This is a genomic window from Mesorhizobium sp. WSM4846 (genome assembly GCF_055811415.1).
The window spans coordinates 69,840-94,364 of record NZ_JBVVPZ010000009.1 but is presented as its reverse complement, the minus strand read 5'-3'; the positions used below and the strand labels follow the sequence as shown (position 1 = coordinate 94,364).

Sequence of the window (24,525 nt, the reverse complement as noted above, 5' to 3'; positions counted from 1 at the left end):
TCTCCCCCTCACCGATACCGCGCCTGGTTCCATTTGTGGCCGAGCAGCGACAGGATGATGATCAGCCCGTTGAAGAACTGGACATAGAAGCCGCTCAGGCCTGCCGCGACGACGCCGGTCTGGATGAAGGACACAGTGACGGCGCCGATGGCGCCGCCGACCACGGTGCCGACGCCGCCCCAGGTCGGCGTGCCGCCAACGAACACCGATGCCAGCACCGGCAGCAAATAGCCGTCGCCAGCCGTCGGCCACCAGGTGAAGTTGATCATCACCGAGAAGGTGCCGGCGATCGCCGCCCCGATGCCGACGAAGACGAACACTTTCACCCGCACGCGCTTGACGTCGATGCCCATCTGCTGGGCGCTGTCGGGATTGTCGCCGACCACCTTCACCTGCGCGCCGAAGCGATGCCTGTTGTAGAGCAGCGCCGACAGCACGACGAAGCCGATGGCCCAGAAGATCTGCACCGGGATGCCGTAGAGCTGGCTGGAGAAGGTCTTGTAGGCCCAGCTGTCGGCAAGGCTGGTCAGCGCCGTCGACTTGCCTTCGTTGATGATCTGGATCAGGCCGCGCAGCAGGAAATTCATGCCGAGCGTGGCGATCAGCGACGACAGCCCGCCATAGACGACCAGCGACCCAACCAGGAAGCCGAGCAACGTGCCCGTTGCAATGGCGGCGGCGATGCCGAGAAACGGGTCGTAGCCGGCCTGCACGACCAGCGCGAAGACCCATGAGGCAAAACCCATCGTCGCAGGAAACGACAGGTCGATCTCGCCGCAGGTGACGACGAAGACCAGCGGCACCACCACGAACAGCGCAACCGGCAACGTGGTGAGCACGGAACTGTAGAGATACCAGGTGGTGAAGACGGTCGGGTTGGCGATCATGAACACCGTCATCATCACCACGAACACGGCAAGCGTGCCGAGTGCGGCGCGGTTGTCGAGGATGAAGCCGCGCATCCAGTGATCGGATGGGTGTCTCCACTCCTTCCGGGGATTGCCGGGACGGGAAATTGCGGACGGCTCGTGCAGATCGGGCTCCATTGTCTTGCTCATCGTGCTCTCTGCTCCGGGTCGCCGGCGTCGTGCAGTCCCGGCAATCCACCCGGATGCGCGACGTCTTCCATGAAGTTGATGAGGTCTTCGGCCGACTTGACCTGGCTGCGGTCGGCGGTGAGCGCGACCTTGCCGCGGTCCAGCACGACGAAACGATCGGCGATGTCGAAGACGTGGTGGATGTTGTGGCCGATGAACAGGATCGAGCGTCCGCTCGCCCGCACCTGGCGCACGAAATGGAAGACTTTGGCGGTCTCAGTCAGCGACAGCGCCGTTGTCGGCTCGTCGAGGATGATCAGGTCGGCCTGCTTGTAGATTGCCCGCGCGATCGCCACGCCCTGGCGTTCGCCGCCGGAGAGCTGGCCGACGATCGACTGCGGCGTGAACACTTTCGAGGTGAAGCCAATCTCGCGCATCAGCCGGCTCGCCTCTTCGATTTCCTTGTTGACCTTCAGCCAACCGAGAAAGCCGGTGAGTTCGCGGCCCATGAAGATGTTGCGCACGATCGTCTGCTGCACGGCCAGCGCCCGGTCCTGGAATACCGTCTCGATGCCGGCGTCGCGCGAGCGCGCGGCGCTCCAGCCGGTCACCGGCTGGCCGCGGACGAGGATCTCGCCGCTGGTCGGCTTGACCACGCCGGAGAGGATCTTGATCAGCGTCGACTTGCCCGCGCCGTTGTCGCCGATCAGGCCGACCACCTCGCCGCGGTCGACGCTGAGATTGACCCCACCCAGCGCATAGACCTGACCGTAGGACTTGCTGATGTCGCGCAGTTCGATGAGGCGTTCGGCCATGGCGATCCTCGCTTGGTTCCGGCTGCGGTCGGAAGACCGGCAGCCGTGTCAAAAGGTCAGCGCAGCGCCTGCTTGGCGAGCTCGGCGACGATCTCGTAATTGTCAGGCGTGACGAAGCCGGCGCCGGTGTCGACATTCATTGGCGCCAGGCCCAGCACCACCTGCTGGCAGAGGCTGAGGATCGGCAGATAACCCTGCAGGAACGGCTGCTGGTCGGCCGTCAGCTGGACCCAGCCGCCCTTGAAGCCCTCGACGATCTGCGGGCTGGTGTCGAAGCCAAAATTGAAGATATCGCCAGCCTTCCTGCCCGCCGCCTGCATGTAGGTCGGGACGTTGCCCAGCATCTGTCCGCCGGGATAGCCAACCGCCTTGACATCGGGATTGTTGAGGAGTGCTGCGGTAATCACCGGAATGGCCAGATTAGGGTCGGAAGCCCATTCGCCGCTCGGCGGCGAGGAGAGCTGGATGACCTCGACGCCCGCCTCTTTCAGGGCGGCGACCGTGCCGCGCTCGCGTGCGCCGCGGCTCTCGTTCTCGAACGGGCCGATCATGATCGCCTTGTCGCCGGCCTTGAGCCCGGCCAGCTTGAACGCCTCGGCGCCGAGCGCGCGGCCCTGCTCTTCCTGCTGGGCGCCGACATAGCCGCCGCCGAACGCTGCCGTGACCTTCGGCACCGGCACGTTCTGGTACATCATCCTGATGCCGTCCTTGTGCGCCTGTTCGGCCAGCGGCATGATCGAAGCATCGCCAGGGTGGCCCATCATGGCGATGCCGCCGGGCTTGACCGCGACGGCCTCGCGCAATTGCTGCACCATCTTCTCGACATCCCACTGGGAGAAGATGTAGTCGACCTTTGGCCCAAGATCGGCCTGGGCCTGCTTGGCGCCATTGTAGACGATGGTGCCGAAGGCGTCGCCCTCGGCGCCGCCGACGAAGAAGCGGATGTGGACGTCCTTGCACCACTGGGCATCGAGCGCCCGGGCGGGCAAGGTGGAGATTGCGGCGGCGAGCGCCGTGGCGGCCGCCATGACGGTCGAGCGCAGAACTGTCCTCATCGTGATGCTCATGCACGTTCCTCCCTTTGTTCCCTCGCAAGCCGAGGGGTCTTCGACGAATGCTTCGGCTTCTCGCCGCAATGCTTCGCTGGCCGGCTCCCTGTTTGATGCATGTCGTTGTCGCAAAACCGCTGCACACCCTTGGGTCAGGCCAGAGGGAATGCTCTTGCGCGACATGCATTAGCCTCACGCCGGGTTCGGCAGATACGTCGCACCTCCCCGGCATTGCTTGAGGTAGTCCAGCGCCCGCACTTGCCCGGTAATCTCAAGGTCGCCGCGATAGACCGGGTCGTGCCAGCCTTCGATGTCGATGGCGCCCCTGTATCCGGCCAGCCGCAATTCGCTGATCACCCGCGTCCAGTCGCTGTCGCCGAAGCCAGGCGTGCGCATTTGCACGAACGGCAGCCGGCCGAACACGCCATGCTCGCGGATCACGTCCCAGCGCACCGTCGCGTCCTTGCCGTGGACATGAAAAATGCGCGGCGCCCATTTGCGGATCTGCGGGATCGGATCGATCAGGTAGACGAGCTGGTGGCAGGGCTCCCATTCCAGGCCGAGATTGTCATCTGGCAATTCGTTGAACATCAGCTCCCAGGCGTCCGGATTGTGGGCGATGTTCCAGTCTCCATCAGCCCAGTTGCCGTCCATCGCGCAATTCTCGAAGGCGATGCGCACGCCCTTGTCGGCGGCGCGCCGGGCCAGTGGTCCCCAGACCTCGCGGAAGCGCGGCAGGCTGTCGGGCAGCGGCTTGCCGCGGAGGCGGCCGGTGAAGCCGCTGACCATCGCGGTGCCGAACAGATGCGCATGGTCGATGGCCGTTTCCCAGGCATCAAGCACGCCGCGATCGACATCGCCGCTTTCCAGCGGATTGCCGAAGACGCCGAGCGAGGAGACGACGACATCGGCGTCACCGATCGCCTCGCGGATCTGGCCGGCCAGCCGTGGAAGATCCTTGTCGCCCAGCGTCTGCCAGAAGAAGGGCTGGATGCTCTCGAAGCCGAGCGGCAGGATCGCCTTAATATAGGCGGCCGGGTCATCGAGATTGGCCCGCACCATGGTGCCGATCCTGATGTCGAGAAGCGGGTTTGGCATCGTCACCCTTCCTGTGCGATCGCGACCCGGCGCCCGGTTTCGGCGCTTTCGATCGCGGCAAAGACCATGGCCAGGCTCTTGATGTTGTCGGCGCCGCGCGTCTCCGGCTCGCTGCCGGTTTCGACGGCACGCACAAAATCCTGGATGATGCCGAGATGGCCGCCGATGCGGTCTCTCGGATCGAGCGGCGGCACGGCGAGCGGCTCAGTGCGATCGAACAGGCCTTCACGGATAGGCCGCGCGACTTCCGCCATCAGCCCGTCCTCACCGTCCCAGACCAGGCTGCCGTGCTCGGCGACGATGCGCCATGTGCTCTCCCAACTGGTGCGGAACCCGTCGGCGCACCAGGAGCCGGCATAGGTGAACAGCTTGCCGCCGCCGAGCTCGAAGATTGCGGTGGCCGACGATCCCTGCCGGTACCAGGAATTGACCGGCTCCCATTCCTGGCAGTAGACGCTGGCCGGCGCGCCGCCGACCATGTAGCGGGCGGCGTCGAAAGTATGGATCGCCATATCGAGCAGCAGGACATGGCGCATCTCCTCGCGAAACCCGCCGAAATGCGGCGCGACGAAGAATTCGGCGTGGATGCTGGTTGGCGCACCGATTGCGCCGGAATCGAGAAAACGCCTGATGCGCCTGACGTTGGCGACATAGCGGCGGTTCTGGACGACGGCGTGCACGCGCCTGGCGCGTCGGGCAGCCTCGACGATGGCGCGCGCGTTCTCCGGGCTGTCAGCCAGCGGCTTCTCCGTCAGGAGATGGCAATGATGGGCAAAGGCCGAAAGCGCGACATCGCGCCGGGCCGCGGGAACCACGACGTCGAACACAGCGTCGGGCCTGGTCTGGTCGAGCACGGCGTCAAGATTGGTCCCGACAATGGCGCCGGCAAGCTCGTATTCGCGCGCCCTTGCCGTCGCCCTGTCGGCGTCGAGATCGACAAGGCCGACAATAGCCAACCCGTCGATCTGCCTCGCCGCATCGAGCCAGTGCTTGCTCATCGCTCCGCAGCCGACCAGGACGACATTCATCATCCAGCGCTCCTCCTCCGCTCGGCCCCTCCAGACCGGTCGTCACGCATTCACGGCATGACCGTAAACGATTTTCCGTAAACGTTTACGAGAACACACCGGAAGGCGTAGAATGTCAATTGGCCGCTCGCGAAAATCACCTAGATCACCTTGGCCTGAAGTGCGGTCGATGATAGCCAGGCAAGGGGGAGAACTGTCCTTTGGCGTCCAGCATTCACGACCTTGCGCGTCACCTGAACATTTCGATCGGCACCGTGTCGCGCGCGCTCAACGGCCGTGCCGACGTCAATGCCGACACCCGCCAGCGCGTGCTCGATGCGGCGGCAAAGCTGAACTATTCGCCGAACCAGTCCGGCCGCAGCCTGCGCCGCGGCGTCACCCACTCGATCGCCTTCATGCTGCAGCCGCACCCGGGCGACCAGCAATATGGCGAGCCGTTCTTCATTCCGTTCCTGACCGGGCTGCAGGCGAAACTCGCCGAAAGCGGGCTCGACCTGATCGTGGTGATGGGCGCGCCGGGCGACTACCAGCAGGAGCGCCTGCGCCGGGTGGTCGAGACGCGTCGGGCCGACGCCGTGGTGCTGGCCTATACGCGTCGCGAGGACGAGCGCATCGATTACCTGACCAGGGTCGGCTTCCCGTTCGCGACGCTCGGCCGCAGCCGCTCCGGCGCCAAGACCTACCCGTCGCTCGACCTCGATTTCGAAAAAGCCGGGGCCGACGCGGTCGACCGCCTGGTGGCGCGCGGCCACCGCCGCATCGCCGCCATCCGCCCGTCCCTCAACCTTAATTTCGGCTATCTGTTCCTGGCCGGCTATCGCAAGGCCTTGCGGCGGCACGGCATCGAGGTCGACCCCGGGCTGATCGCGAAAGGCTTCATCAACGAGGCCGGCGGCGACGCGGTGACGCCGCAGGTCATGCGCTGCAAGGACCCGCCGACCGCCATCATCTTCAACAATGACGCGATGGCACTCGGCGGCTGCAAGGCGCTGGCCGAGATGGGCATCAAGCCAGGCCACGACATTGCGGTGATCGTCATCGTCGACACGCCGCTGTGCCGCTATTTTTCACCGGCACTGACCGGCTTCCGCCCTCGCCTGGAGCCGATGGGACGGCGGCTTGCCGAAATGTTGCTGGCGTCGATCCCCGCCTTCGCCGGCCCCGAAGGCGCGCGGATCATCCGTGAGGTCTGGCCGCTGGAACTGATCGCGCGCGACAGCGATTGATGATGGCCGGGCCTTCCCTCCAGCCACGTCGATCGCCTAGGATGAGCCAGGCGCTGCAGGGGAGAATCCATGGGCAAGGGACGGGTCGAGGCATTTTCCGATGGCGTCCTGGCCATCATCATCACCATCATGGTGCTGGAATTGAAGGTGCCGCATAGCGCGGATTTTTCCGCGCTGGCACCGCTATGGCCCACTTTTCTCAGCTACGTGCTGTCCTTCATCTATGTCGGCATCTACTGGAACAATCTGCACAACATGTTCCACACCGTGCAGCGGGTCGATGGACGCGTGCTGTGGGCCAATCTGCATCTGCTGTTCTGGCTATCGCTGATGCCCGTGACCACGGCCTTCATGGGTGAAAACCATTTCGCGCCGGTGCCTGTTGCCGTTTACGGTGTTGTCCTGGCGCTTTGCGCAGCCGCCTACTTCATTCTGGTCGTCATGCTGCATCGGCTGCATGGCAACGACACTGCCTTCGCCAGAGCGGCAGGCACCGACCGCAAGGAAAAGATCTCGGTGGTCCTCTACATCGCCGCCATTCCGCTGACCTTCTTCAATCAATGGATCAGCGTCGCGCTCTACGTGCTGGTTGCTATGATCTGGTTCGTGCCGGACAAGCGGTTTGAAAGGCAGATCGAAAAATAGGTCTGCCCTATCCCCGCATCGCCTTCAGCTTTTCGGCCACCGAGGCAGCGAGGTCGGCATAGCGTTCCTCCAGCCGCTCGGCCGCCTTGATCACCGAAAAATCATGGCCGAATTTTTCCAGCGCCATGCGCAGCTTCTCGACGAATTCCGCCTGTTTTTCGAGCGCCGAAAACAGCGTTCTCACTTGCGCTTCGCTGATGTCGGGATTGGCAAGCATTTGCGGCACCTCGCGGCTCATCTGGTCGCCGGTGGCGGTCTGTTCTTTCAGGATCTCGATCCAGTCGGTCAATCGGTAAACTCCTTCTTACGCGGACAGCATGCGCAGCGCCTGCCGATGTGGTCAACCCAAGGACGCCCAAACGGGCTTGCGCGAGCCTGTCGCCGCCTTAAGTTCGGCGCAACCTGAACGAGGACACGATCGATGACCACCGACGCCGAAATCCAGAGCGCTTTGCCTGCCCTTGGCTACGGCAACGTTGCCGTCATCACCGGCGGCGCCAGCGGCATCGGCCTTGCCGCGGCCAGGCGGCTGGCGGCAACGGGCCTGAAAATCGTGCTTGCCGACATCGGCGGCGCGCGGCTCGATGAGGCTGCCCGCGCCGTTGCCACGATTGCCGGCGACAGTGCCGTGCTCGCTGTCGCGACCGACGTCTCGCAGCCCGACGAAGTCGACCGGCTGGCCGAAAAGGCGTTCGATGCCTTCGGCAGCGTGTCGCTGTTGATGAACAATGCCGGCGTCGGCAACAATCCCGGCAAACCCTGGGAGAACCGCGACGCCTGGAAGCGGCTGCTGGACATCAATTTCTGGGGCGTCGTCCATGGCGTCGAGGCCTTCGTGCCGCGCATGCTGGCTGCAGGAAAACCGGGCCTGATCGTCAACACCGGCTCCAAGCAAGGCATCACGACGCCGCCCGGCAACCTTGCCTACAACGTTTCCAAATCAGGTGTGAAGAGCTTTACCGAAGGCCTGGCGCATGCGCTGCGTAACGAGCCCGGTGCCAACATCGCCGCGCATCTGCTCATTCCAGGGTTCACTTTTACCGGACTGACCGAGGGTGCGACCGAAAAGCCCGCTGGGGCCTGGACAGGCGAGCAGGTGATCGACTTCATGCTGGCCGCGCTGGTGCGTGGCGACTTCTACATCCTGTGCCCCGACAACGAGACGACGCGGCCCATGGACGAAAAGCGTATGGCCTGGGCGATCGGCGACATCATCGAAAACCGCCCTGCCCTGTCGCGCTGGCACCCGGATCACAAGGAGGCTTTCGCGGCGTTCATGGAAAGCTGACGCTCACGCCGCATGTTTCTTCGAGCCGCGCTTTTGTGCAGTGGCTTTCTTGACCGCTGTATCATGCCGTTTCGCCGCCTGTTCACATTTTTTGCGAATCTCCTCGACCTCGGATTCGGTCAGGTGCTCGATGCCGATAAAGGTATTGTGAGCTTTGCCGACCCGGATCAACTCGTCGAGTTTCGTTTGAATCGCCGTGCCGTCGCGGTTCTGGGTGTTCTGGATGAGGAACACCATCAGGAAGGTGACGATCGTCGTGCCGGTGTTGATGATGAGCTGCCATGTATCGGAAAACCCGAACATCGGTCCGCTTGCCGCCCAGACAACGATGATCAGAAAACAGACGGCGAATGTCGCCGGCAGACCGGCAAGATGGGCAACGTAGGTGGCGATCCTGGTGAAAAGCTTCTCCATCATGGCAGGAGAAACAACCAGCATCCGCTCCGGGTTCCCTCCTTTCACCGACGTAGCCGTTTAGAGACCCGCAAGGATCAGGGGATTTCGTGCTCCCAGCGGTCGAGAAAGGCCTCGATGGAAAGCGCCTGCATGTCGGGAATGGCCCTGGCGAGTTTTTCGACCGACCAGTCCCACCAGCCGAGGCTTTCAATCCGCGCAGCGGTTTTCTCGGCAAAACGCTGGCGCAGCGGCTTGGCCGGAACGCCGGCGACGATTGCATAGGCAGGTACATCGCGCGTCACCACCGCATTGGCGCCGACGATCGCGCCATTGCCGATGGTCACATCAGGCATGATTACCGCGCCATGGCCGATCCAGACGTCGTGGCCGATGGTGACGGACGTCGCCCGCCGCCGTTCGCGGAACGCCGCGTCGACGCCCAGCCAGCGAAAATACTCGTTTGGCCGGTAGCTGACCTTGTGCTGGGTCAACCGCTCAATCGGATGCTCGAGCGCGTTGATACGGCTGTTGGCGGCGATCGAACAGAACTTGCCTGTTGTCGTGTAGATCGCCTCGGCATGGCGCTCGAAATAGGAGAAGTCACCGACTATGACTTCGCGCAGGATGACCCGCTCGCCGATCGAGGCGTAGCGCCCAAGCTTGCATGCCTTCAATTCCGCGGTCGGATGAATGCGCGGCTCGGGGTCTTTCAGGACAAGATTTTCGGGACGGTCCATGCCGGCGGCTTTACGCCCGAGCGATTGGTCCCGCAAGCGGGGACCAATCGTCGTCACCTGTTTCCAGAGCCTATTTCGGCTTGCCGTTGGTCCACACCACGTTCTGGCCATAGAGCGGCACCGTGGTGACCGACATTTTCGCCGAACCGTCCTGCACCTGGCGCGAATGCGACAGATAGATCAGGGTCTCGTTGGTCTTGTCGTAGATGCGGTTCACCACCTGTTTCTTCCAGATCAGGCTGATGCCTTGCTTGAACACCTCTTCGCCGGCCTCGCTCATGTCGATGTCGCCGATGGTGATCGGCCCGGTTTGGCGGCAGGCGATCGAGGAATCGGATGGGTCCTCGAACCAGTTGCCCTTTTGCAGGCGATCGATCACGCCACGGTCGAAATAGGAGACATGGCAGGTCACGCCTTCTACCTTCGGGTCCTTGATCGCCTCGACGATGATGTCGTTGCCGAGCCAGTCGACGCCGACCTTGCCGACCTCCTGGGCGACAGCCGCACCAGCACCGACGACAAGGCACGCGGCCAAAGCGCCGCCGATCAGTTTTCGCCCAATCAGTCCTTGCCCAAACAGTCCTTGCCCAATCATTCCTTGCAAGGAAGCCTCCTGCCGTTCGAGTTTTGCCGACCTCAGGTGGGACGGCGGGCAGCACTTTGCAAGCGGATCATTTTTTAGGGAAAGCCGGTTGCGGCAACGCGACATCTTTGCGCGAGCGAGATCAAACCGTTAAGAGTGTTCGCCAACAAGCTGCAAAGGCGCCGATACGGCGCCGATGAAAATCGCGACGGACAGCCAATTGATGATGCGTTCAATACTGGTCGGCATTCTCGTCCTGATGGCGGCGGGCATCGGCTGGCTCACCTTCGAGTGGTACCGTGGGCATTATGGCGGCGAGCCGTTCGGCGCGCCGTTCACGCTGGTCGACCAGAAGGGCGCCCCGATCACCGAGGCTGCCTTTCGCGGCCACCCCAGCGTCGTCTTCTTCGGCTTCACCCACTGCCCGGAAGTCTGCCCGACCACGCTGTTCGAACTGGCCGGCTGGCTGAAGACGATGGGCGACGATGGCAAGAACCTGCGCGCCTATTTCGTGACGGTCGACCCGGAGCGCGACACGCCCGAAATCATGAACGCCTATATCAGCAACTTCTCCGATCGCATCCTCGGCATCACCGGCGACCCGGACAAGGTCCGCGCCATGGCCAAATCCTTCGGCATCTATTCGAAAAAGGTCGATACCGGCAACGGCGACTACACGATGGACCACACTGCTTCGGTGCTGCTGCTCAACGCCAGGGGCGATTTCGCCGGCACCATCGCCTATGGCGAAAGCCCGGACGCCGCCATCGCCAAGCTCAAGCGGCTGGCGGCAGGTTAGTGCATGGTCCCGAACCGACGGTCCGCGCCAGCGAAAAGTGGGAACCGGTTTTCGGACAAGATCATGCTTACGAAGAAAATCGTTTGATGACCCAAACGCGGCTTTATTTCAGCACTGGAAAGATCGAGGCCGACCGTATCTTCGCGGCGTTCGAAGCGGCATTCGAAGATGAGGGCCTGCCGATTGGCTTGGTCGAAGTCGACGAGGACCGCGACATCCACGAAGTGTCACTCTATGCCGACGGCGATGTCGATGCCGTCGAGGCGCGCTTGAAGGAGATCCTTGCCGGGCTGGCCCTGTCGAGGCCGATTGCGCGCGAGCCCGTGCCTGATATCGACTGGGTGACGCGTTCGCTGGAGGGACTGAAGCCGGTGCGCGCCGGCCGTTTCTTCGTCCACGGCGCGCATGACCGCAGGAAGCGCCACAGCGGCGAGCTCGCCATCGAGATCGAAGCGGGCCTCGCCTTTGGAACCGGCCATCACGGCACCACCGCCGGCTGCCTCGAAATGCTGGAACAGGTCGTGCGGCGCGAACGCCCGCGCAACGCGCTCGACCTCGGCACCGGCAGCGCGGTGCTGGCCATCGCGCTGGCCAAGCTCGCCCATATCCCGGTGCTGGCGACCGACATCGATCCGGTCGCCACAAAAGTCGCCGCCGCCAACGCGCGGCTCAATCACGTCAAGGCGCTCGTCGAAACGGTGACGGCGCCGGGCTTTCATCATCCGATCTTTGCCGCGCGCGGGCCTTTTGGCCTCATCGTCGCCAATATACTGGCGCGGCCGCTGATGCGGCTGGCGCCCGAAATGGCCAGGCATGTCGGTTTGGGCGGCTCGATCGTGCTGTCGGGCATCCTCGACCGGCAGCGCGACGCGGTGATCTCCGCCTATGTCGGCCAGCAGTTCCGCCATGTCAGGACGTTGCATCGCGAAGGCTGGGTGACGATCCACCTCAAGCGGTGACGCGCAGCGCCTTCAATCGCACGCCGCAAATTCGCTCAGACATAGCGCGACCTTGCCGCCTTCTTCAGTTCTTCGCGATCGTAGCCGTTCGCTTTCAGCGTTTCGTCGTCAAAGCCAAGCAGAACCCCGCTCACATAGCGGCTCGCTTCGCGCTGGCGCGCTTCGATGAGAGCGTTCACGGCGCTTCTAAAAAATCCGCGTCTGGCTGAAATCGTGGACATGATGGTCTCCTTTGCAGGGCAGTAAGACTCGTTCCTCCACGCCAAAAAGGTAAGCTCTGCTGACCTTTTTTTAAATCGCTGATTCTGCATGGCGTCCATGCGCAAAAGCGATGCTGGACCGAACAGGGCAATCACTGCAGGCAAAAGAGGGCCTCCCAGCTCACGTAGAATGATCACCGTCGATGTCGGCGCTGCCCCTCATTGCCCTGCCGGGCATTTCTCCCCGTATAGTGACGGGGAGAAAAACGCCTTCGCGAACGATTTCGCCAATCTCCAGCGTTGCGGAAAGGATGCCGAGGTTGCGGTCAGCCCCTTCTCCCCGTCACTATACGGGGAGAAGATGCCGGCAGGCAGATGAGGGGCAGCGCAGACCTGAAGCGATTGCCCTGCTGGACCGAATTCGGCCGGCGCCTGGCGTAGCAAAAGTCGATTCCGATTTCCGGGGTCATGCGCTACGGTCGCGCCAAAGCATCGGGCCCAAAAAGTGGAAACCGGTTTGGGACAACCCGATGCTCAAACAAAAGGCTAGATGTGAGCGGCGGCACGGTTCGACTTGAAAGTCCGCCGCTCACATCCAGCATCCGAGGAGAGGCCATGATGTTCCAGACCTTTGATTCCGCAGGCGACCCCGCCGTCGGCAAGCCACGTGTGGCGTTGCTGCGTCAATGGCTGGCGGCCAACGGGCTGGACGGCTTCATCGTGCCGCGTGCCGACGAGCATCAGGGCGAATATGTCGCCGACCGCTCGGCGCGGCTGAAATGGCTGACCGGCTTCAGCGGCTCGGCCGGCGTCGCAATCGTGCTCGGCGAACGTGCCATCATGTTCGTCGACGGCCGCTACACGCTGCAGGTGCGCCACGAGGTCGATCTCGACATCTTTTCGATCGAGAGCCTGGTCGACAATCCGCCCGCCACCTGGATCAAGGACAATCTCGGCAAGGGCGTGCGGCTTGGCTTCGACCCGTGGCTGCAGACGATCGGCGACGTGAAAGCGCTGAAAGCGTCGGCCGAAAAATCGGGAGCGACATTGGTGCCGCTCGAGAGGAATCCGATCGACGCCATTTGGGAGAACCAGCCCGAACCGCCGCTGGCGCCGGTCGAGCTTCATCCTATCGGCTTTGCCGGCGAATTGGCCAAGGACAAGCTGGCGCGGCTGGCCGAGTCGATCGGCAAGGATGGCGCCACCCATGCCGTGCTGACCGACCCGTCCTCCATCGCCTGGGCCTTCGACATCCGCGGCGGCGATGTGCCGCACACGCCGCTGGCGCTCGGCTTCGCCGTGCTCGCCGCCGATCGATCGCACCTGCTTTTCATGGACCAGCGTAAGTTTTCACGCACCGTCGCGGCCTATCTGACGCAGCTCGCTGAATTGCACGGACCCGGTGAATTCGAAGCTGTTATCGCAGCCCTGGCCAAGCGCGGCGCGAAGATCGCGCTGGATCCGGTGCTGGCGGCGGAGAAGCTCAGGATGCTGGTCGAGGACAATGGCGGCACCGTCATCACTGCGCCAGACCCTGCCCGCATTCCGCGCGCGACGAAAAACCAGGCCGAGATCAACGGCGCCCGCGCCGCGCACCGCCGCGATGGCGCCGCGGTCGCCAAGCTGCTTTGCTGGCTCGACCGCCAGGAACCGGGCAAGCTCGACGAGATCGCCGTCGTCACCAAGCTTGAGGAGTGCCGCCGCAGCACCGGCGAGGAAACGCAAATGCCGCTGCGCGACGTGTCCTTCGACACCATCGCCGGCGCCGGCCCGAACGGCGCCATCATGCACTACCGCGTTTCCCGCGCCACCAGCCGAAAGCTTCAGTCTGGCGAATTGTTCCTGCTCGATTCGGGCGGGCAGTATCAGGACGGCACCACCGACATTACCCGCACCGTGCCGATCGGCACACCGACCGAGGAAATGCGCGAACGCTTCACGCTGGTGCTGAAGGGCATGATCGGCATTTCCATGCTGCGCTTTCCCCCGGGCACGCGTGGCTCCGAGATCGACGCCGTGGCGCGCCTTGCCCTGTGGAAACACGGTTGCGATTTCGCCCATGGCACGGGCCATGGCGTCGGCTCCTATCTGGCCGTGCACGAGGGCCCGCAGCGCATCGCCAGGACCGGCACCGAAAAGCTGCTGGCAGGCATGATCGTCTCCAACGAGCCGGGCTACTACAAGGAGGGTTCTTACGGCATTCGCATCGAGAATCTCATACTGGTGACGCCGGCCGAGCCGATAGAGGGCGGCGACATCGCCGTGCATGGCTTCGAGACGCTGACGCTGGCGCCGATCGACACCAGGCTGGTGCGATCCGACCTGTTGACGCGCGACGAGCTGCATTGGCTCGACACATACCACCAGCTTGTGCTGGCCGAGATCGGACCGATGCTCGATGGCGAGACGCTGGCCTGGCTGGAAAAGGCAACCGCACCGCTGCCGCACGACCAGAAGTCCTGATTTTTCGGAAAGGCGGTGGGTCAGCTAGGGACCCAGGATGCCGGTCCGCAGGCAATGGCCTGCGGCCTTATCGCTGCCTTCTAACCTCCAAGGGTCGCCGACGGATTTCGCAGCGAAACTCGTTGAAGACACATGGCGGGTGCAGGATGACGGTCGTGTCGGCACAAGGTCTGGCGTGGTGGAACGAGAAGGCAGAGCGTGGGCGAAACCGACGAGCGGCTGCTGGCGCTGATCGCTCAGAACAATGCGGCTGCGGTGGAAGCCATGGTCGAGCGCAAGCTGCCGCGGCTGATCCGTCTCGCCACGCGAATGCTGGGCGACCGCGGCGAGGCCGAGGATGTCGCGCAGGAGACGTTCTTGCGCATCTGGCGGGCGGCTCCGGGCTGGCGCGCCGGCGAGGCGAAGTTCGACACCTGGCTGCATCGCGTCGCACTCAATCTCTGCTACGACCGGCTGCGCAGGCGGCGGGAGACGCCGGTGGCGGAACTTCCCGATCGCCCCGACGAACGCCCGGGCGTGGAAGCGGATATGCTCGCGGCCGACGATCAGCACCAGGTGCGGCGCGCGCTGGCCGAGCTGCCGGAGCGCCAGCGCGAGGCGATCGTGCTGCAGTATTATCAGGAGCTTTCGAACGGCGATGCGGCAGAGGTCATGGGCATCAGCATCGAGGCATTGGAAAGCCTGTTGTCGCGGGCGCGGCGGCAGCTGCGATCCAGGCTCGGACGAGACAGGGACGAAATGACATGACTCCAGAGAGGTTTTCCGAGCTCGTTGCCGCCTATGGCGGGTCGCCGCAGCGCTGGCCTGAAAACGAGCGCACGGCAGCGCTGGACTTCATCGCCGCCAATCCGGCTCAAGCCGAAGCCGCGCTTGCACCGGCGGTGGAGCTCGACGATCTGCTGTCGCGCCATCGCGTCGCAGCTCCGGACGACGCGCTCGCGCGAAGGATCATCGCCACAGCGCCGCACCCAGCTCGTCTGGCGGTGTGCCGGATTGGCCGGCATCGGACTGGCGGGCGCGCTGGCCGGGGCGCTGACAGTCGCCGTGCTGCTGCCACCCAACAGCACCCCTGACGATGGCGACACCTATGCGCTGACCGCATTCGGCGACATGCAGGGGGACGTGCAATGAGCGAACGCAGCATCAGAATCCTGCTTGCCGTCTCGTTGGCACTGAACGTCTTCGTGCTCGGCGCCGCCGCCGGCGCTGGCTATATATGGCAGGCGCAGCAGGGGCAGCGCGACAGAGCGGGCGACCAGCGCGGCCTGCGCTTCGCCGCGGCCGGCCTGTCGCCCGACCAGCGCAAGGCGTTCCGCCAGGCGCTCGCAGAGGCGCGGCGCCAGTCGGCTGCCGACATCGAAGCGGCTCGGGTCGGCCGCGAGGCGGTGGCGCGCCTGATCGAGGCTGAGCCGATCGACGCAGCGGCGGTCAATGAGACGCTCGCCTCGGTCCGGCAAGCCGATATGGCGCTGCGCGGCCGGCTCGAACAGGCAATCGTGACCTTCGCGACGGGACTGACGCCAGCCGACAGGGCGCGACTTGTCGACGGCCTGCGCGGCCGCAGCAACATGCTGCGCCGAGCGGGCGAAAATAGAGCTGAAACAGCGACGGATTCCAGTCGCTGCCGCGTTGAAGCCTCCAAAAGCAATGCTGACGGAGGCACATTGGCAAGTCCGAGCGATGTCGCGGTTGCGCTCAACCGATTCGGCCTGGGCGCCCGGCCCGACGACGAGGCGCCGGCCGACCCGAAATCCTGGCTGATAGCGCAGTTCGAAAGTTACGACGCAAACCCGGCGGTCTTTTCCGGCGCGCAGGACTCGGCCACACTCGGCGCCGGCTATGCCGAAGCGATGCTCGAGGCCAAAGACGCCGACGCGGCCGCAAAGATGGCCGCCCGCAAGGCGGCACGCCAGGAGGCTCAAGCGCTATATCGCGACGAGGTCGACATGCGAGCACGCGCAGCGCTCGAAACATCGACCCCCTTCGTCGAACGGCTCGTGCATTTCTGGTCGAACCATTTCGCCATCTCGGCGGAGAAACCGCAGGTGACCCTGATCGCCGGCGCCGTCGAGCGCGAGGCGATCCGCCCACATGTGCTCGGCCGCTTCGAAGATATGCTGCTCGCCGCCGAGCGCCACCCGGCGATGCTGTTCTATCTCGACCAGGTGCGCTGGATCGGTCCCAATTCGAAAGTTGCCAAACGCGCCGCAAAACGCAACGCCAAGCGCAAACCCGGCATCAACGAGAACCTGGCCCGCGAAATCATGGAACTGCACACACTCGGTGCACGCTCCGGCTACAGCCAGGCCGACGTGACCGAATTCGCACTGGCGCTGACCGGTTTCAGCACCGGACGCGCTAAAGGGCGAGGCCAGGCCGGCGCTTTCACCTTTCGACCCGGGCTGCACGAACCGGGCCAACGCACGATCATCGGCCAGACCTACGACCAGCGCGGCGACAAACAGGCGCTCGCCGTGCTCGGCGACCTCGCGGCGGCCGAGGCAACCGCAACGCACATCGCAACCAAGCTGGCGCGCCACTTCATCGCCGACGAGCCGCCGGCCGCGGTCGTGACGCGGCTCGCCGAAGCCTTTCGCCGGTCAAAGGGCGATCTCGTCGCGGTCTACCGCGCGCTCCTCGACAGTCCAGAAGCCTGGCAACCAGCAGCGGCGAAGTTCAAGACGCCGTGGGAATGGACGATCTCGGCGCTGCGCGGCCTGGGCCGCAGCGAACTCGGCAAGCCGCGTCTGGCGCAACTGCTCAACCAACTCGGCCAACCGGTATGGCGGCCGCGTTCGCCGGCCGGCTATGACGATGTTGCCGGGAGTTGGGCAGCACCCGACGCACTGGTCCGCCGGGTCGAGGTGGCGCAGCGCCTCGCCGCGCAGGTTGGCGATATCGATCCGCGAGATCTCGCGCGAAAACTCTTTGCCGGCTCACTCAGCGACCTGACGATGGCCGGGATCGAGCGCGCCGAGAGCCGGCGCACAGGCATCGCGCTGCTGCTCGTGTCGCCCGAATTCCAACGAAGATGACTTTCAGCGAAGATGATTTCCAGAGTAGATGACCAAGATGGAACGCCGTCAATTCCTTACTCTCGCCGGCGCCGGCCTCGGCTCGATGCTGATCGCGCCGCGCATCGTCTTCGCCAATGTGGAAACCGATCGCCGCTTCGTTTTCATCATCCAGCGCGGCGCCGCGGACGGGCTGGACACCATCGTTCCCTATGCCGACCCCGCCTACCGCGCACTGCGCGCCCCATTGGCCATCGACGATCCGATAAAGCTTGACGGCACGTTTGGCCTGCATCCTTCGCTCACCGGTCTCCGCAAGCTGCATCAGGACAAGCAGGCGCTGTTCGTCCACGCGGTCGCTTCGCCCTATCGCGAGCGCTCGCATTTCGACGGTCAAAATGTGCTCGAAAGCGGCGGCAGCTCGCCCTACGAGCGCAAGGACGGTTGGCTGAACCGGCTGGTCGGCATGCTGCCGAAGTCTCGCGGCGAAGCAATCGCTTTTGCACCGACCATCCCGCTGGCGCTGCGAGGCGAGGCAGACGTCACCTCCTATGCGCCGTCCGCCCTGCCAGAGGCGCCGGACGACCTGATGACGCGCGTCGGCAAGCTCTATGACGCCGACGAACAGCTGCATGCGCTGTGGAACAGCGCGATGGAGACACGGGCGTTGGGCGCGGTGAACGCGCAGCGCAAGGACGCAGCGAGCGTCGGCCGCACCGCCGCGGGCTTCCTCGCCAAGGCCGGCGGACCGCGCGTTGCCATGATCGAAACCAGCGGCTGGGACACCCATAGCGGCCAGCAAGCCAGGCTGGCCAACCAGCTCAGAGCGCTCGACGCGCTCATCGATGGGTTGCACGTTGGCCTCAGCGATATCTGGAAGGATACGACCGTGCTGGTCGCCACCGAGTTCGGCCGCACTGTCCTACCGGTGCACTCTACCAAGGACGCGACCTCGCCCCGACGCTCGACCTCGACGCGCTGATTGCGGTGACATCAGCCGAAACGTTTGGTCTCGATCCGCAAGAGACGATGCAGACAGTCCCGGCCAGTCGGCCAGCACCCGCCCGCCATTCACCGCTCCGCCAGCGATCATCGCAGCCGATGCCGTACCGTGGTCGGTGCCGCCAGTGCCGTTGACGGCGCAGGCTCTTTGCAGGAGGTCGATTCGATCCCGCGATCTCCAACATCGTGCGCAAATAGGACTGGCGTACTCAGCCGGTCCGGTTACCCGACGAACTGCCGGGCCAGCACCAGCACGACGGCGCCGGCCAAAAACATCGCCATAAGCCCGCTGCGCAGCGAGACCAGCCCGGCGACGATCAATGCCGCCCATTCCGCCGGCCCGCCGCCAAGTGCTGTCGGCGCCACCAGCGTCGTCAGCACTGCGGCAGGCACAGCGTTCAGCCCGGCCTCGACGCGCGGATGGATGTTTTCGAAGCGCGAGATCACCAGATGGCCGCCGATGCGGGTCAGATAGGTCGCGATCGCGCCGGCGATGATGATCCACAAGGTTGTGCTCATGGCCGCGCCTCCACGCCGCTGTGGCGCGGCGGCAGGATGACCGCGAGCAGCACGCCGGCCACGGCGCCAATCGAGACGTGCCAGGGCGAGCCCACCGTCTTGTAGGCGATGATGGAGGCAGCAGCACTGGCGACGACCACCGGCAGCCACAGTGGCCGTTTGCGAAAGCCCATGACCAGTCCGAGGAAATAGATCGGCAGCAGAAAATCGATGCCCAGCGCATGGGTATCGGGAATAAGCCTGCCGAATACCGCGCCAAGCGCGCTTTCGGTCACCCAGAACACATAGACCGGCAGGCCAAGCCCCATATACCAGGCGAAGCCGACCGTCTCGCCAGCCTCGGCCTTGCGCTCGGCCACGGCGAACTGCGGATCGGTGAGCAGGAAATAGCCGACCGCCTGCTGCACCGGCGGCCAGTGCGCGATGCGCCGGCCGATGCCCGCGGAGTAAAGCACATGGCGGAAATTCACGGCGAAGATCGACAGCACGATCAGCCATGGCGCGACATGCTGCCCGAACAATTCGATGCCGACCATCTGGCTGGCGCCGCCGAAAACCATGGCGCTCATCAGCAAGGCTTCAAGCACCGAAAATCCGTTGTCTACGGCGAGCGCCCCGAACAGCAGTCCAAACGGCGCCGCCGCCACCACGACGGGCATGCTGAGCCGCACGCCTTGCCAGAAATCGCTTTTTGCGCGGTTTTCGGAGATTGCTTCCGCCGACATCAGCCACTCCTCGGAGCACCGCTCGTTCTTTTGGACGATCAAAGGACGCTCTAACACTTTGAATCCACGCGTCGGGCCATCCGAAAATCGATCCCGATTTTCGGGCCGATGCGGGGGAAAGCTGGTATGTAGGGAGCGCTGTCAGCCTTGTCACACCAATTCGCTTGAGCCAACGATCAGCGGAAGTGATCCTCGTCGCAGGTTCAGGCGTGCGCGTTTCGGCCAGTGCTCAGTCCACCGGGACCTTGGCTTCGATCGCCCTGCCCCAGTCGAGCAGCGGCTTGGCCCGCAAGGCGAAATCGACCAGCTCGTCGACCAGCGCCGGCCCGTGGATTCCCGCAGGGTCGACTTCGTGCCGGACGGCGAAATGCCGGTTGCGGATGGCCGCCGCGAGATCGGCCGCCGTGACATGCTCGAAGCCGCGTGGCGCGCGCTTCATGCAGCCTTCCGCATCGAGTTCGAGGCGGTTTTGCTTCAGCGCCTCGATCAGCGCCCGGAATTCACCCGGCCGCGCCGCGATGGCCTGGCGCATCGCCAGCAGCAGCGCCGGCCCCGGCTGCCACCAGGCAACGCCGGCAAAGCAGCGCTCAAGCCCGATATGGATGAAGAACACGCCCTGTTCCATCTTGGTGCCATCAGGCGAGAGGATTGCCGACAGATGCCGGTTGTAGGGCCGCTTGTCCTTGGCGAAGCGCACGTCGCGATTGATCCGGAACAGCGACTTCTTGCGATCGCCGCGCAAGCCCAGCCCCGCTGCCGCGAAGCGCTCGGAGAGCGTTTCGACCAGATCGCCGAAGGGGTCGCGCAGCTCGGTTTCGAAGAGATCGCGGTTTTCCAGAAACCACTCCCGGCTCTGGTGAAAATCGAGCGCCTTGAGGAAGGGAATTGCCTTTTGGCCGAAACCGGTGAACGCGCCTTCCATCACGCCTTGCCGATCCGCGCCAACCAAGCGTCTTCGTCGATCACCTCGATGTCGAGTTCGGTGGCAAGCTTGAGCTTGGAGCCAGCACCTGGGCCCGCCACCACGAGATCGGTCTTCGCGGAAACCGAGCCCGCGACCTTCGCGCCGAGACGTTCGGCCATCGCCTTGGCTTCAGGGCGCGTCATCTTTTCCAGCGTGCCTGTAAACACGATCGTCTTGCCGGCAACCACGCTGCCGGCTGAGACGTTGACAATGTACGGCTTCGGCCGGACCTGCGCGAGCAGCGCTGCAAGCACGTCGTCATTACGTTCATTGCCGAAGAAATCGCGAAGCGCGCCTATCACCGTGTCGCCGATGCCATTGACCGATGGAAAAACCGTGTGTGGATCGTCCGCCGCAGCTGTCTCTTTGCTGACGCGGATCAACTCCTCGATGGTCGAGAAGGTTCGAGCAAGCACAGCGGCCGTGGTTTCGCCGATATGGCGGATGCCTAGCGCAAAAATAAAGCGATCGAGTTCCGGTTCGCGACGAGCGTCGATGGCCGCGAAGAGCTTGTCGAGACCTTCGTAGTTGCGTTCCTCGACACCGCGTACATTCTTGCGCGTCTTGCCCGATGCGGCCTCGCGCTGTCTGGCCTGCTCCTCGCGCCGCTCAGCCAGAGCCTTGGTGACGGCGGGACGGCGATCCCTGAGAGTAAAGATATCGGCGGCTGTTTTGATCAACCCCGCATTGAAGAACAGGTCTATGTTTTCAGCGCCCAGGCCTTCGATATCCATGGCGCCGCGTGACACAAAGTGGCGCAATCCTTCCACGGCCTGCGCGGGACAGACCAGTTCGCCGGTACAGCGTCGACGGGAATCTTCCTTGCCAGTCTTTTCGTTGATCTCGCGCGTTGCGGGTGAGCCGCAGATCGGACACTTGTGCGGGAATTCGTAGGGCACGGCATCAGGCGGACGCTTGTCGATAACGACGCTGACGATCTGCGGAATAACGTCCCCTGCCCGCTGGATCACGACTGTGTCGCCGATACGTACGTCATAACCGTCGCGGATCGGCTGGCCGTTGCTGTCCAGACCCTTGATGTAGTCTTCGTTGTGAAGCGTGACATTTTCGACCACCACGCCGCCAACGGTGACGGGAGCTAGCCGTGCAACGGGCGCCAGCGTGCCGGTACGGCCGACCTGAATGTCGATCCTAAGCACGGTCGTCATCGCCTGTTCAGCCGGAAATTTGTGGGCGATGGCCCAGCGTGGTTCGCCGGTGACGAAACCCCATCTGCGCTGCAACTCCAACTGGTCGATTTTGTAGACGACGCCGTCGATGTCGTAGCCAAGCGATGAGCGCTGGGCCTCGATAAGGTGATAGTGCGCGACCAGTTCCTCGACCGACTTCGCCCGCACCATCAGCGGACTGATCTTGAACCCCCACTCCGCGAATCTTTGCACTGAATCGTATTGGGTCGGAGCTGGGTCCTCGGATGTATAGCCCCATGCGTAGGCAAAGAACTTGAGTTTGCGGCTGGCGGTAACGGACGGATCCTTCTGGCGCAAGGATCCGGCCGCCGTATTGCGCGGATTGACGTAGTCCTGGCCGCCGACCGCTGCCGACCGTTCCTTCAACGCCTTGAATTCTGCATAGGTCATATAGACCTCACCGCGTATTTCGATGATATCAGGCCAGCCTGAGCCCTTCAGTGTCTTGGGAATGTCGGCGATTGTCCTGAGATTGGCGGTGATGTCCTCCCCAACGGCGCCGTTGCCGCGCGTTGCTCCCTGCACGAACACACCACCTTCATAACGCAAAGAAGCCGATAGCCCGTCGATCTTCGGCTCAGCCGTGAAGGCGATGTCGAGGTCCTTGTCGCGATCAAAGAATCGACGGCCACGTTCGATGAAGTCGGTGACGTCCTGGTCGGTATAGGCCTTGGCGAGACTGAGCATCGGCACCGCATGGCGCACCTTGGCAAAGCCTTCCGCCGGTGGCGCGCCCACTCGGCGCGATGGCGAATCCTCTAGCAGCAAAGCGGGGAAGCGCTGTTCGATGGCGAGGTTGCGCCGCGTTAGCGCGTCATATTCCGCGTCCGTTATAATCGGTGCATCCTCGGTGTGGTAGCGCCGGTCATGCTCGGCGATCTCAGCCGCCAGCCGCTTTAGCTCGCTTGCGGCCTCGCTTTCGCTCAGCGAATCAACTGGTTTTTCGGCCATGCATTGCTCCCTTCCCGATGGCGCGACACAATAGAACAGGATTCTCTGATGAGGGAGAGACCGGGCACGAAAAAATCATTGCTGAACAGCGGGATGGAGCCACATCCTGACTCGATCCACGACGCCGAGCATGAGCTCCGCTATGCTGCGGTGTTTTCGCGAAGCAGCCGCTCGGCCGCTGCGCGCGCCTCGTCGGTGATGGTCGCCCCGGCAAGCATCCGCGCGATCTCTTCCTGGCGCGCCGCCCGGTCCATCTCGGCGATGCCGGTGGCGACGCGATCGGCGCTGCCGGATTTGGAGATCAGGAAATGCGTTGCCGCGCGTGCCGCCACTTGCGGCGCGTGCGTGACCGAAAGCACCTGCACGCGCTTCGACAGCCGCGCCAGCCTTTGGCCGATGGCGTCCGCCACCGCACCGCCAACGCCGGTGTCGATTTCATCGAACACCAAGGTCGGCGCCGAGCCGCGGTCGGCCAGCGCCACCTTCAGCGCCAGCAGGAACCGCGAAAGTTCGCCTCCGGAGGCGACTTTCATCATCGGGCCCGGTCTTGTGCCGGGATTGGTGCGCACCCAGAACTCGACCTGATCGATGCCGTCTTCCATGCGGCTCTCGGCCTCGCTTGTCATTTCGACGATGAAGGCTGCCCGTTCGAGCTTCAGCGCCGGCAGTTCGGCCATCACCGCCCTTGTCAATCCGACCGCCGCCGCATGGCGAAGCGACGAAAGCTGGGCAGCGGAAATGTCATAGGTCTCGCGCGCGGCGGCGGCCTGCTTCTGCAGCCCGTGCAGGCGCTCCTCGCCGGCGTCGAGATCGGCAAGATCGGCGGCCATCGTATCGCGCAATTGCGCCAGATCGTCGACCGCCACACTGTGCTTGCGTGAGGCGGCGCGCAGCGAAAACAGCCGCTCCTCGGCCTGTTCCAGCCGCCGCGGATCGTATTCGGTGGCGCGAAGTGCCGCTTCCACGCCCGATTGCGCTGCGTCGAGCGACAGCATCGCCTCATCGAGCGATTTGACCACGTCGTCGAGCAGGCCGGGCGCCTCGGTCACCTTGCGCTGCAGCCGCCGCAACAGGCTGGCGAGTTGCGGCAGGGGCGAAGACGGGCCTGAGAGCACATCCTGCGCGTCATGGATTTCCGAGGCGATCTTTTCCGCCCGCATCATCGAGGCGCGCAGCTCGGCAAGGTCGGCTTCCTCGCCGAGCTTTGGGTCGAGCTTCGTCAATTCGGCGACCGCGGCGCGCAGATAGTCGGCCTCACGGGCCGCCGCTTCCACCTTGGCGCGATGCCGCGAAAGTTCCTGTTCGCAGGCCCGCCAGTACCGCCAAGCCTCGCCGGTCGCCCGCCCAGCGCCGAGATGACCGCCAAAACTGTCGAGCAATTCGCGATGGGCGCCGGGATCGACCAGGGCACGCTCGTCATGCTGGCCGTGGATCTCGACCAGCGCGTGACCGACATCGCGCATCAGTGTCACGCTGGAAGGCTGGTCGTTGACGAAGACGCGGGTACGGCCATCCGCCGTCTGCACGCGGCGCAGGATGATGTCGCCATCGTCCTCGATAGCGTTGTCGGCAAGCAGCATGCGGGCAGGATGGTTGCGCGGCACGTCGAACACGGCAATGACCTGGCCCTGTGCCGCGCCATGCCGCACCAGCGAGGCGTCACCGCGGGCGCCAAGCGCCAGCGACAGCGCGTCGAGCAGGATGGATTTTCCAGCACCGGTTTCGCCGGTCAGCACCGAAAGACCGGACGAGAAGTCGATGTCCAGCTTCTCGATCAGAACGATATCGCGGATCGACAGTCTGGAAAGCATGTGAC

General features: G+C 64.1%; 25 protein-coding genes and 1 pseudogene. 10 read left to right on the top strand and 16 right to left on the bottom strand.

All coding sequences use genetic code 11. The annotated features are described in order from the left end of the window. Positions 1–8 precede the first annotated feature (8 nt). The 5 genes from AC0L15_RS11025 to AC0L15_RS11005 all read right to left on the bottom strand — a co-directional run bounded on the left by AC0L15_RS11025 (position 9) and on the right by AC0L15_RS11005 (position 5,030). Positions 9–1,058, bottom strand: a complete 1,050-nt coding sequence (locus tag AC0L15_RS11025; protein ID WP_473496329.1) for an ABC transporter permease — start codon at positions 1,056–1,058, stop codon at positions 9–11. After that, positions 1,055–1,852: an ATP-binding cassette domain-containing protein gene (locus tag AC0L15_RS11020; RefSeq protein ID WP_473496327.1), complete on the bottom strand. Its 798-nt coding sequence runs from the start codon at positions 1,850–1,852 to the stop codon at positions 1,055–1,057. The genes AC0L15_RS11025 and AC0L15_RS11020 overlap by 4 nt, the downstream gene beginning before the upstream one ends. 56 nt (positions 1,853–1,908) lie before the next feature. Then, entirely contained in the window at positions 1,909–2,919 is a 1,011-nt protein-coding gene (locus tag AC0L15_RS11015) for a substrate-binding domain-containing protein (protein WP_473496325.1), read from the bottom strand. Positions 2,920–3,093: 174 nt separating this feature from the next. Continuing rightward, a complete protein-coding gene (locus AC0L15_RS11010) occupies positions 3,094–3,999 on the bottom strand; it encodes a sugar phosphate isomerase/epimerase family protein (protein WP_128167128.1) in 906 nt (301 codons plus the stop codon). 2 nt (positions 4,000–4,001) lie between these two features. Beyond that, on the bottom strand, positions 4,002–5,030 hold the full coding sequence (locus AC0L15_RS11005) for a Gfo/Idh/MocA family protein (protein ID WP_287064982.1): 1,029 nt from the start codon (positions 5,028–5,030) through the stop codon (positions 4,002–4,004). Between the two features lie 197 nt (positions 5,031–5,227). Between AC0L15_RS11005 and AC0L15_RS11000 the strand changes: the two genes are divergently transcribed. Both AC0L15_RS11000 and AC0L15_RS10995 read left to right on the top strand, forming a co-directional pair. Beyond that, on the top strand, positions 5,228–6,253 hold the full coding sequence (locus AC0L15_RS11000; RefSeq protein WP_473496324.1) for a LacI family DNA-binding transcriptional regulator: 1,026 nt from the start codon (positions 5,228–5,230) through the stop codon (positions 6,251–6,253). A gap of 69 nt (positions 6,254–6,322) precedes the next feature. Then, entirely contained in the window at positions 6,323–6,898 is a 576-nt protein-coding gene (locus AC0L15_RS10995) for a TMEM175 family protein (protein ID WP_473496323.1), read from the top strand. A 7-nt stretch (positions 6,899–6,905) separates the two neighbouring features. Here the strand turns inward: AC0L15_RS10995 and AC0L15_RS10990 are convergent, their stop codons facing one another. Further along, positions 6,906–7,187, bottom strand: a complete 282-nt coding sequence (locus AC0L15_RS10990) for a hypothetical protein (RefSeq protein ID WP_128167136.1) — start codon at positions 7,185–7,187, stop codon at positions 6,906–6,908. A 132-nt stretch (positions 7,188–7,319) separates the two neighbouring features. On the opposite strand from AC0L15_RS10990, the gene AC0L15_RS10985 reads away from it, so the two are divergent. Beyond that, the gene (locus AC0L15_RS10985; protein ID WP_473496322.1) at positions 7,320–8,186 is read left to right on the top strand and encodes an SDR family NAD(P)-dependent oxidoreductase; all 867 of its coding nucleotides are present in this window, start codon (positions 7,320–7,322) and stop codon (positions 8,184–8,186) included. Between the two features lie 3 nt (positions 8,187–8,189). Here the strand turns inward: AC0L15_RS10985 and AC0L15_RS10980 are convergent, their stop codons facing one another. From AC0L15_RS10980 to AC0L15_RS10970, 3 genes are all read right to left on the bottom strand, one after another. Continuing rightward, complete coding sequence (locus AC0L15_RS10980; RefSeq protein WP_287065117.1) at positions 8,190–8,600, bottom strand: low affinity iron permease family protein; 411 nt, start codon at positions 8,598–8,600, stop codon at positions 8,190–8,192. 77 nt (positions 8,601–8,677) lie between these two features. Next, positions 8,678–9,319, bottom strand: coding sequence for an LbetaH domain-containing protein (locus tag AC0L15_RS10975; RefSeq protein ID WP_236386109.1), 642 nt, complete (start codon positions 9,317–9,319; stop codon positions 8,678–8,680). A 70-nt stretch (positions 9,320–9,389) separates the two neighbouring features. After that, a complete protein-coding gene (locus AC0L15_RS10970) occupies positions 9,390–9,914 on the bottom strand; it encodes a CreA family protein (protein ID WP_473496353.1) in 525 nt (174 codons plus the stop codon). Positions 9,915–10,125: 211 nt separating this feature from the next. Here AC0L15_RS10970 and AC0L15_RS10965 point away from each other — a divergent pair, with 211 nt between their 5' ends. Both AC0L15_RS10965 and AC0L15_RS10960 read left to right on the top strand, forming a co-directional pair. Then, positions 10,126–10,701, top strand: coding sequence for an SCO family protein (locus tag AC0L15_RS10965; protein WP_473496321.1), 576 nt, complete (start codon positions 10,126–10,128; stop codon positions 10,699–10,701). Positions 10,702–10,787: 86 nt separating this feature from the next. Then, positions 10,788–11,660 (top strand): 50S ribosomal protein L11 methyltransferase, encoded by an 873-nt coding sequence (locus AC0L15_RS10960; protein ID WP_287237255.1) that lies wholly within the window; start codon positions 10,788–10,790, stop codon positions 11,658–11,660. Between the two features lie 35 nt (positions 11,661–11,695). Here the strand turns inward: AC0L15_RS10960 and AC0L15_RS10955 are convergent, their stop codons facing one another. After that, on the bottom strand, positions 11,696–12,025 hold the full coding sequence (locus AC0L15_RS10955) for a hypothetical protein (protein ID WP_353682784.1): 330 nt from the start codon (positions 12,023–12,025) through the stop codon (positions 11,696–11,698). A 450-nt stretch (positions 12,026–12,475) separates the two neighbouring features. Here AC0L15_RS10955 and AC0L15_RS10950 point away from each other — a divergent pair, with 450 nt between their 5' ends. The 5 genes from AC0L15_RS10950 (at position 12,476) to AC0L15_RS10930 (ending at position 18,319) form a co-directional block, all read left to right on the top strand. Next, positions 12,476–14,323: an aminopeptidase P family protein gene (locus AC0L15_RS10950; RefSeq protein WP_287249555.1), complete on the top strand. Its 1,848-nt coding sequence runs from the start codon at positions 12,476–12,478 to the stop codon at positions 14,321–14,323. Between the two features lie 198 nt (positions 14,324–14,521). After that, on the top strand, positions 14,522–15,070 hold the full coding sequence (locus tag AC0L15_RS10945) for an RNA polymerase sigma factor (protein ID WP_128167148.1): 549 nt from the start codon (positions 14,522–14,524) through the stop codon (positions 15,068–15,070). Then, positions 15,067–15,396, top strand: coding sequence for a hypothetical protein (locus tag AC0L15_RS10940; protein WP_473496320.1), 330 nt, complete (start codon positions 15,067–15,069; stop codon positions 15,394–15,396). The genes AC0L15_RS10945 and AC0L15_RS10940 overlap by 4 nt, the downstream gene beginning before the upstream one ends. 54 nt (positions 15,397–15,450) lie before the next feature. Continuing rightward, positions 15,451–17,358: a DUF1800 family protein gene (locus AC0L15_RS10935; protein ID WP_287249553.1), complete on the top strand. Its 1,908-nt coding sequence runs from the start codon at positions 15,451–15,453 to the stop codon at positions 17,356–17,358. Positions 17,359–17,386: 28 nt separating this feature from the next. Beyond that, the gene (locus AC0L15_RS10930; protein ID WP_473496319.1) at positions 17,387–18,319 is read left to right on the top strand and encodes a DUF1501 domain-containing protein; all 933 of its coding nucleotides are present in this window, start codon (positions 17,387–17,389) and stop codon (positions 18,317–18,319) included. A 39-nt stretch (positions 18,320–18,358) separates the two neighbouring features. On the opposite strand, the pseudogene AC0L15_RS10925 reads toward AC0L15_RS10930, so the two are convergent. The 6 genes and pseudogenes from AC0L15_RS10925 to recN form a co-directional block, all read right to left on the bottom strand. Continuing rightward, positions 18,359–18,487 (bottom strand): annotated as a pseudogene (locus AC0L15_RS10925) (DUF1501 domain-containing protein); the annotation flags it as partial. 74 nt (positions 18,488–18,561) lie between these two features. Then, positions 18,562–18,858 carry an AzlD family protein gene (locus tag AC0L15_RS10920; protein ID WP_128167156.1) on the bottom strand — a complete coding sequence of 99 codons (297 nt, stop codon included), beginning with the start codon at positions 18,856–18,858 and terminating at the stop codon, positions 18,562–18,564. Beyond that, positions 18,855–19,583 carry an AzlC family ABC transporter permease gene (locus AC0L15_RS10915; protein WP_128167158.1) on the bottom strand — a complete coding sequence of 243 codons (729 nt, stop codon included), beginning with the start codon at positions 19,581–19,583 and terminating at the stop codon, positions 18,855–18,857. Before AC0L15_RS10915 ends, AC0L15_RS10920 begins: the two co-directional genes overlap by 4 nt. A gap of 229 nt (positions 19,584–19,812) precedes the next feature. After that, positions 19,813–20,505: a DUF2461 domain-containing protein gene (locus tag AC0L15_RS10910; protein ID WP_128167282.1), complete on the bottom strand. Its 693-nt coding sequence runs from the start codon at positions 20,503–20,505 to the stop codon at positions 19,813–19,815. Further along, positions 20,505–22,709 carry an NAD-dependent DNA ligase LigA gene (gene ligA / locus AC0L15_RS10905; protein ID WP_023798749.1) on the bottom strand — a complete coding sequence of 735 codons (2,205 nt, stop codon included), beginning with the start codon at positions 22,707–22,709 and terminating at the stop codon, positions 20,505–20,507. Before ligA ends, AC0L15_RS10910 begins: the two co-directional genes overlap by 1 nt. A 140-nt stretch (positions 22,710–22,849) precedes the next feature. After that, complete coding sequence (gene recN, locus AC0L15_RS10900; protein WP_287249551.1) at positions 22,850–24,520, bottom strand: DNA repair protein RecN; 1,671 nt, start codon at positions 24,518–24,520, stop codon at positions 22,850–22,852. Positions 24,521–24,525: the final 5 nt, after the last annotated feature.

Bases quoted from the DNA above. Each gene is read 5' to 3' on its own strand.
- AC0L15_RS11025 (WP_473496329.1), bottom strand. From the start codon at position 1,058: ATGAGCAAGACAATGGAGCCCGATCTGCACGAGCCGTCCGCAATTTCC.
- AC0L15_RS11020 (WP_473496327.1), bottom strand. From the start codon at position 1,852: ATGGCCGAACGCCTCATCGAACTGCGCGACATCAGCAAGTCCTACGGT.
- AC0L15_RS11015 (WP_473496325.1), bottom strand. From the start codon at position 2,919: ATGAGCATCACGATGAGGACAGTTCTGCGCTCGACCGTCATGGCGGCC.
- AC0L15_RS11010 (WP_128167128.1), bottom strand. From the start codon at position 3,999: ATGCCAAACCCGCTTCTCGACATCAGGATCGGCACCATGGTGCGGGCC.
- AC0L15_RS11005 (WP_287064982.1), bottom strand. From the start codon at position 5,030: ATGATGAATGTCGTCCTGGTCGGCTGCGGAGCGATGAGCAAGCACTGG.
- AC0L15_RS10995 (WP_473496323.1), top strand. From the start codon at position 6,323: ATGGGCAAGGGACGGGTCGAGGCATTTTCCGATGGCGTCCTGGCCATC.
- AC0L15_RS10985 (WP_473496322.1), top strand. From the start codon at position 7,320: ATGACCACCGACGCCGAAATCCAGAGCGCTTTGCCTGCCCTTGGCTAC.
- AC0L15_RS10980 (WP_287065117.1), bottom strand. From the start codon at position 8,600: ATGGAGAAGCTTTTCACCAGGATCGCCACCTACGTTGCCCATCTTGCC.
- AC0L15_RS10975 (WP_236386109.1), bottom strand. From the start codon at position 9,319: ATGGACCGTCCCGAAAATCTTGTCCTGAAAGACCCCGAGCCGCGCATT.
- AC0L15_RS10970 (WP_473496353.1), bottom strand. From the start codon at position 9,914: ATGATTGGGCAAGGACTGTTTGGGCAAGGACTGATTGGGCGAAAACTG.
- AC0L15_RS10965 (WP_473496321.1), top strand. From the start codon at position 10,126: ATGATGCGTTCAATACTGGTCGGCATTCTCGTCCTGATGGCGGCGGGC.
- AC0L15_RS10960 (WP_287237255.1), top strand. From the start codon at position 10,788: ATGACCCAAACGCGGCTTTATTTCAGCACTGGAAAGATCGAGGCCGAC.
- AC0L15_RS10950 (WP_287249555.1), top strand. From the start codon at position 12,476: ATGATGTTCCAGACCTTTGATTCCGCAGGCGACCCCGCCGTCGGCAAG.
- AC0L15_RS10940 (WP_473496320.1), top strand. From the start codon at position 15,067: ATGACTCCAGAGAGGTTTTCCGAGCTCGTTGCCGCCTATGGCGGGTCG.
- AC0L15_RS10935 (WP_287249553.1), top strand. From the start codon at position 15,451: ATGAGCGAACGCAGCATCAGAATCCTGCTTGCCGTCTCGTTGGCACTG.
- AC0L15_RS10930 (WP_473496319.1), top strand. From the start codon at position 17,387: ATGACCAAGATGGAACGCCGTCAATTCCTTACTCTCGCCGGCGCCGGC.
- AC0L15_RS10920 (WP_128167156.1), bottom strand. From the start codon at position 18,858: ATGAGCACAACCTTGTGGATCATCATCGCCGGCGCGATCGCGACCTAT.
- AC0L15_RS10915 (WP_128167158.1), bottom strand. From the start codon at position 19,583: ATGTCGGCGGAAGCAATCTCCGAAAACCGCGCAAAAAGCGATTTCTGG.
- AC0L15_RS10910 (WP_128167282.1), bottom strand. From the start codon at position 20,505: ATGGAAGGCGCGTTCACCGGTTTCGGCCAAAAGGCAATTCCCTTCCTC.
- ligA (WP_023798749.1), bottom strand. From the start codon at position 22,709: ATGGCCGAAAAACCAGTTGATTCGCTGAGCGAAAGCGAGGCCGCAAGC.
- recN (WP_287249551.1), bottom strand. From the start codon at position 24,520: ATGCTTTCCAGACTGTCGATCCGCGATATCGTTCTGATCGAGAAGCTG.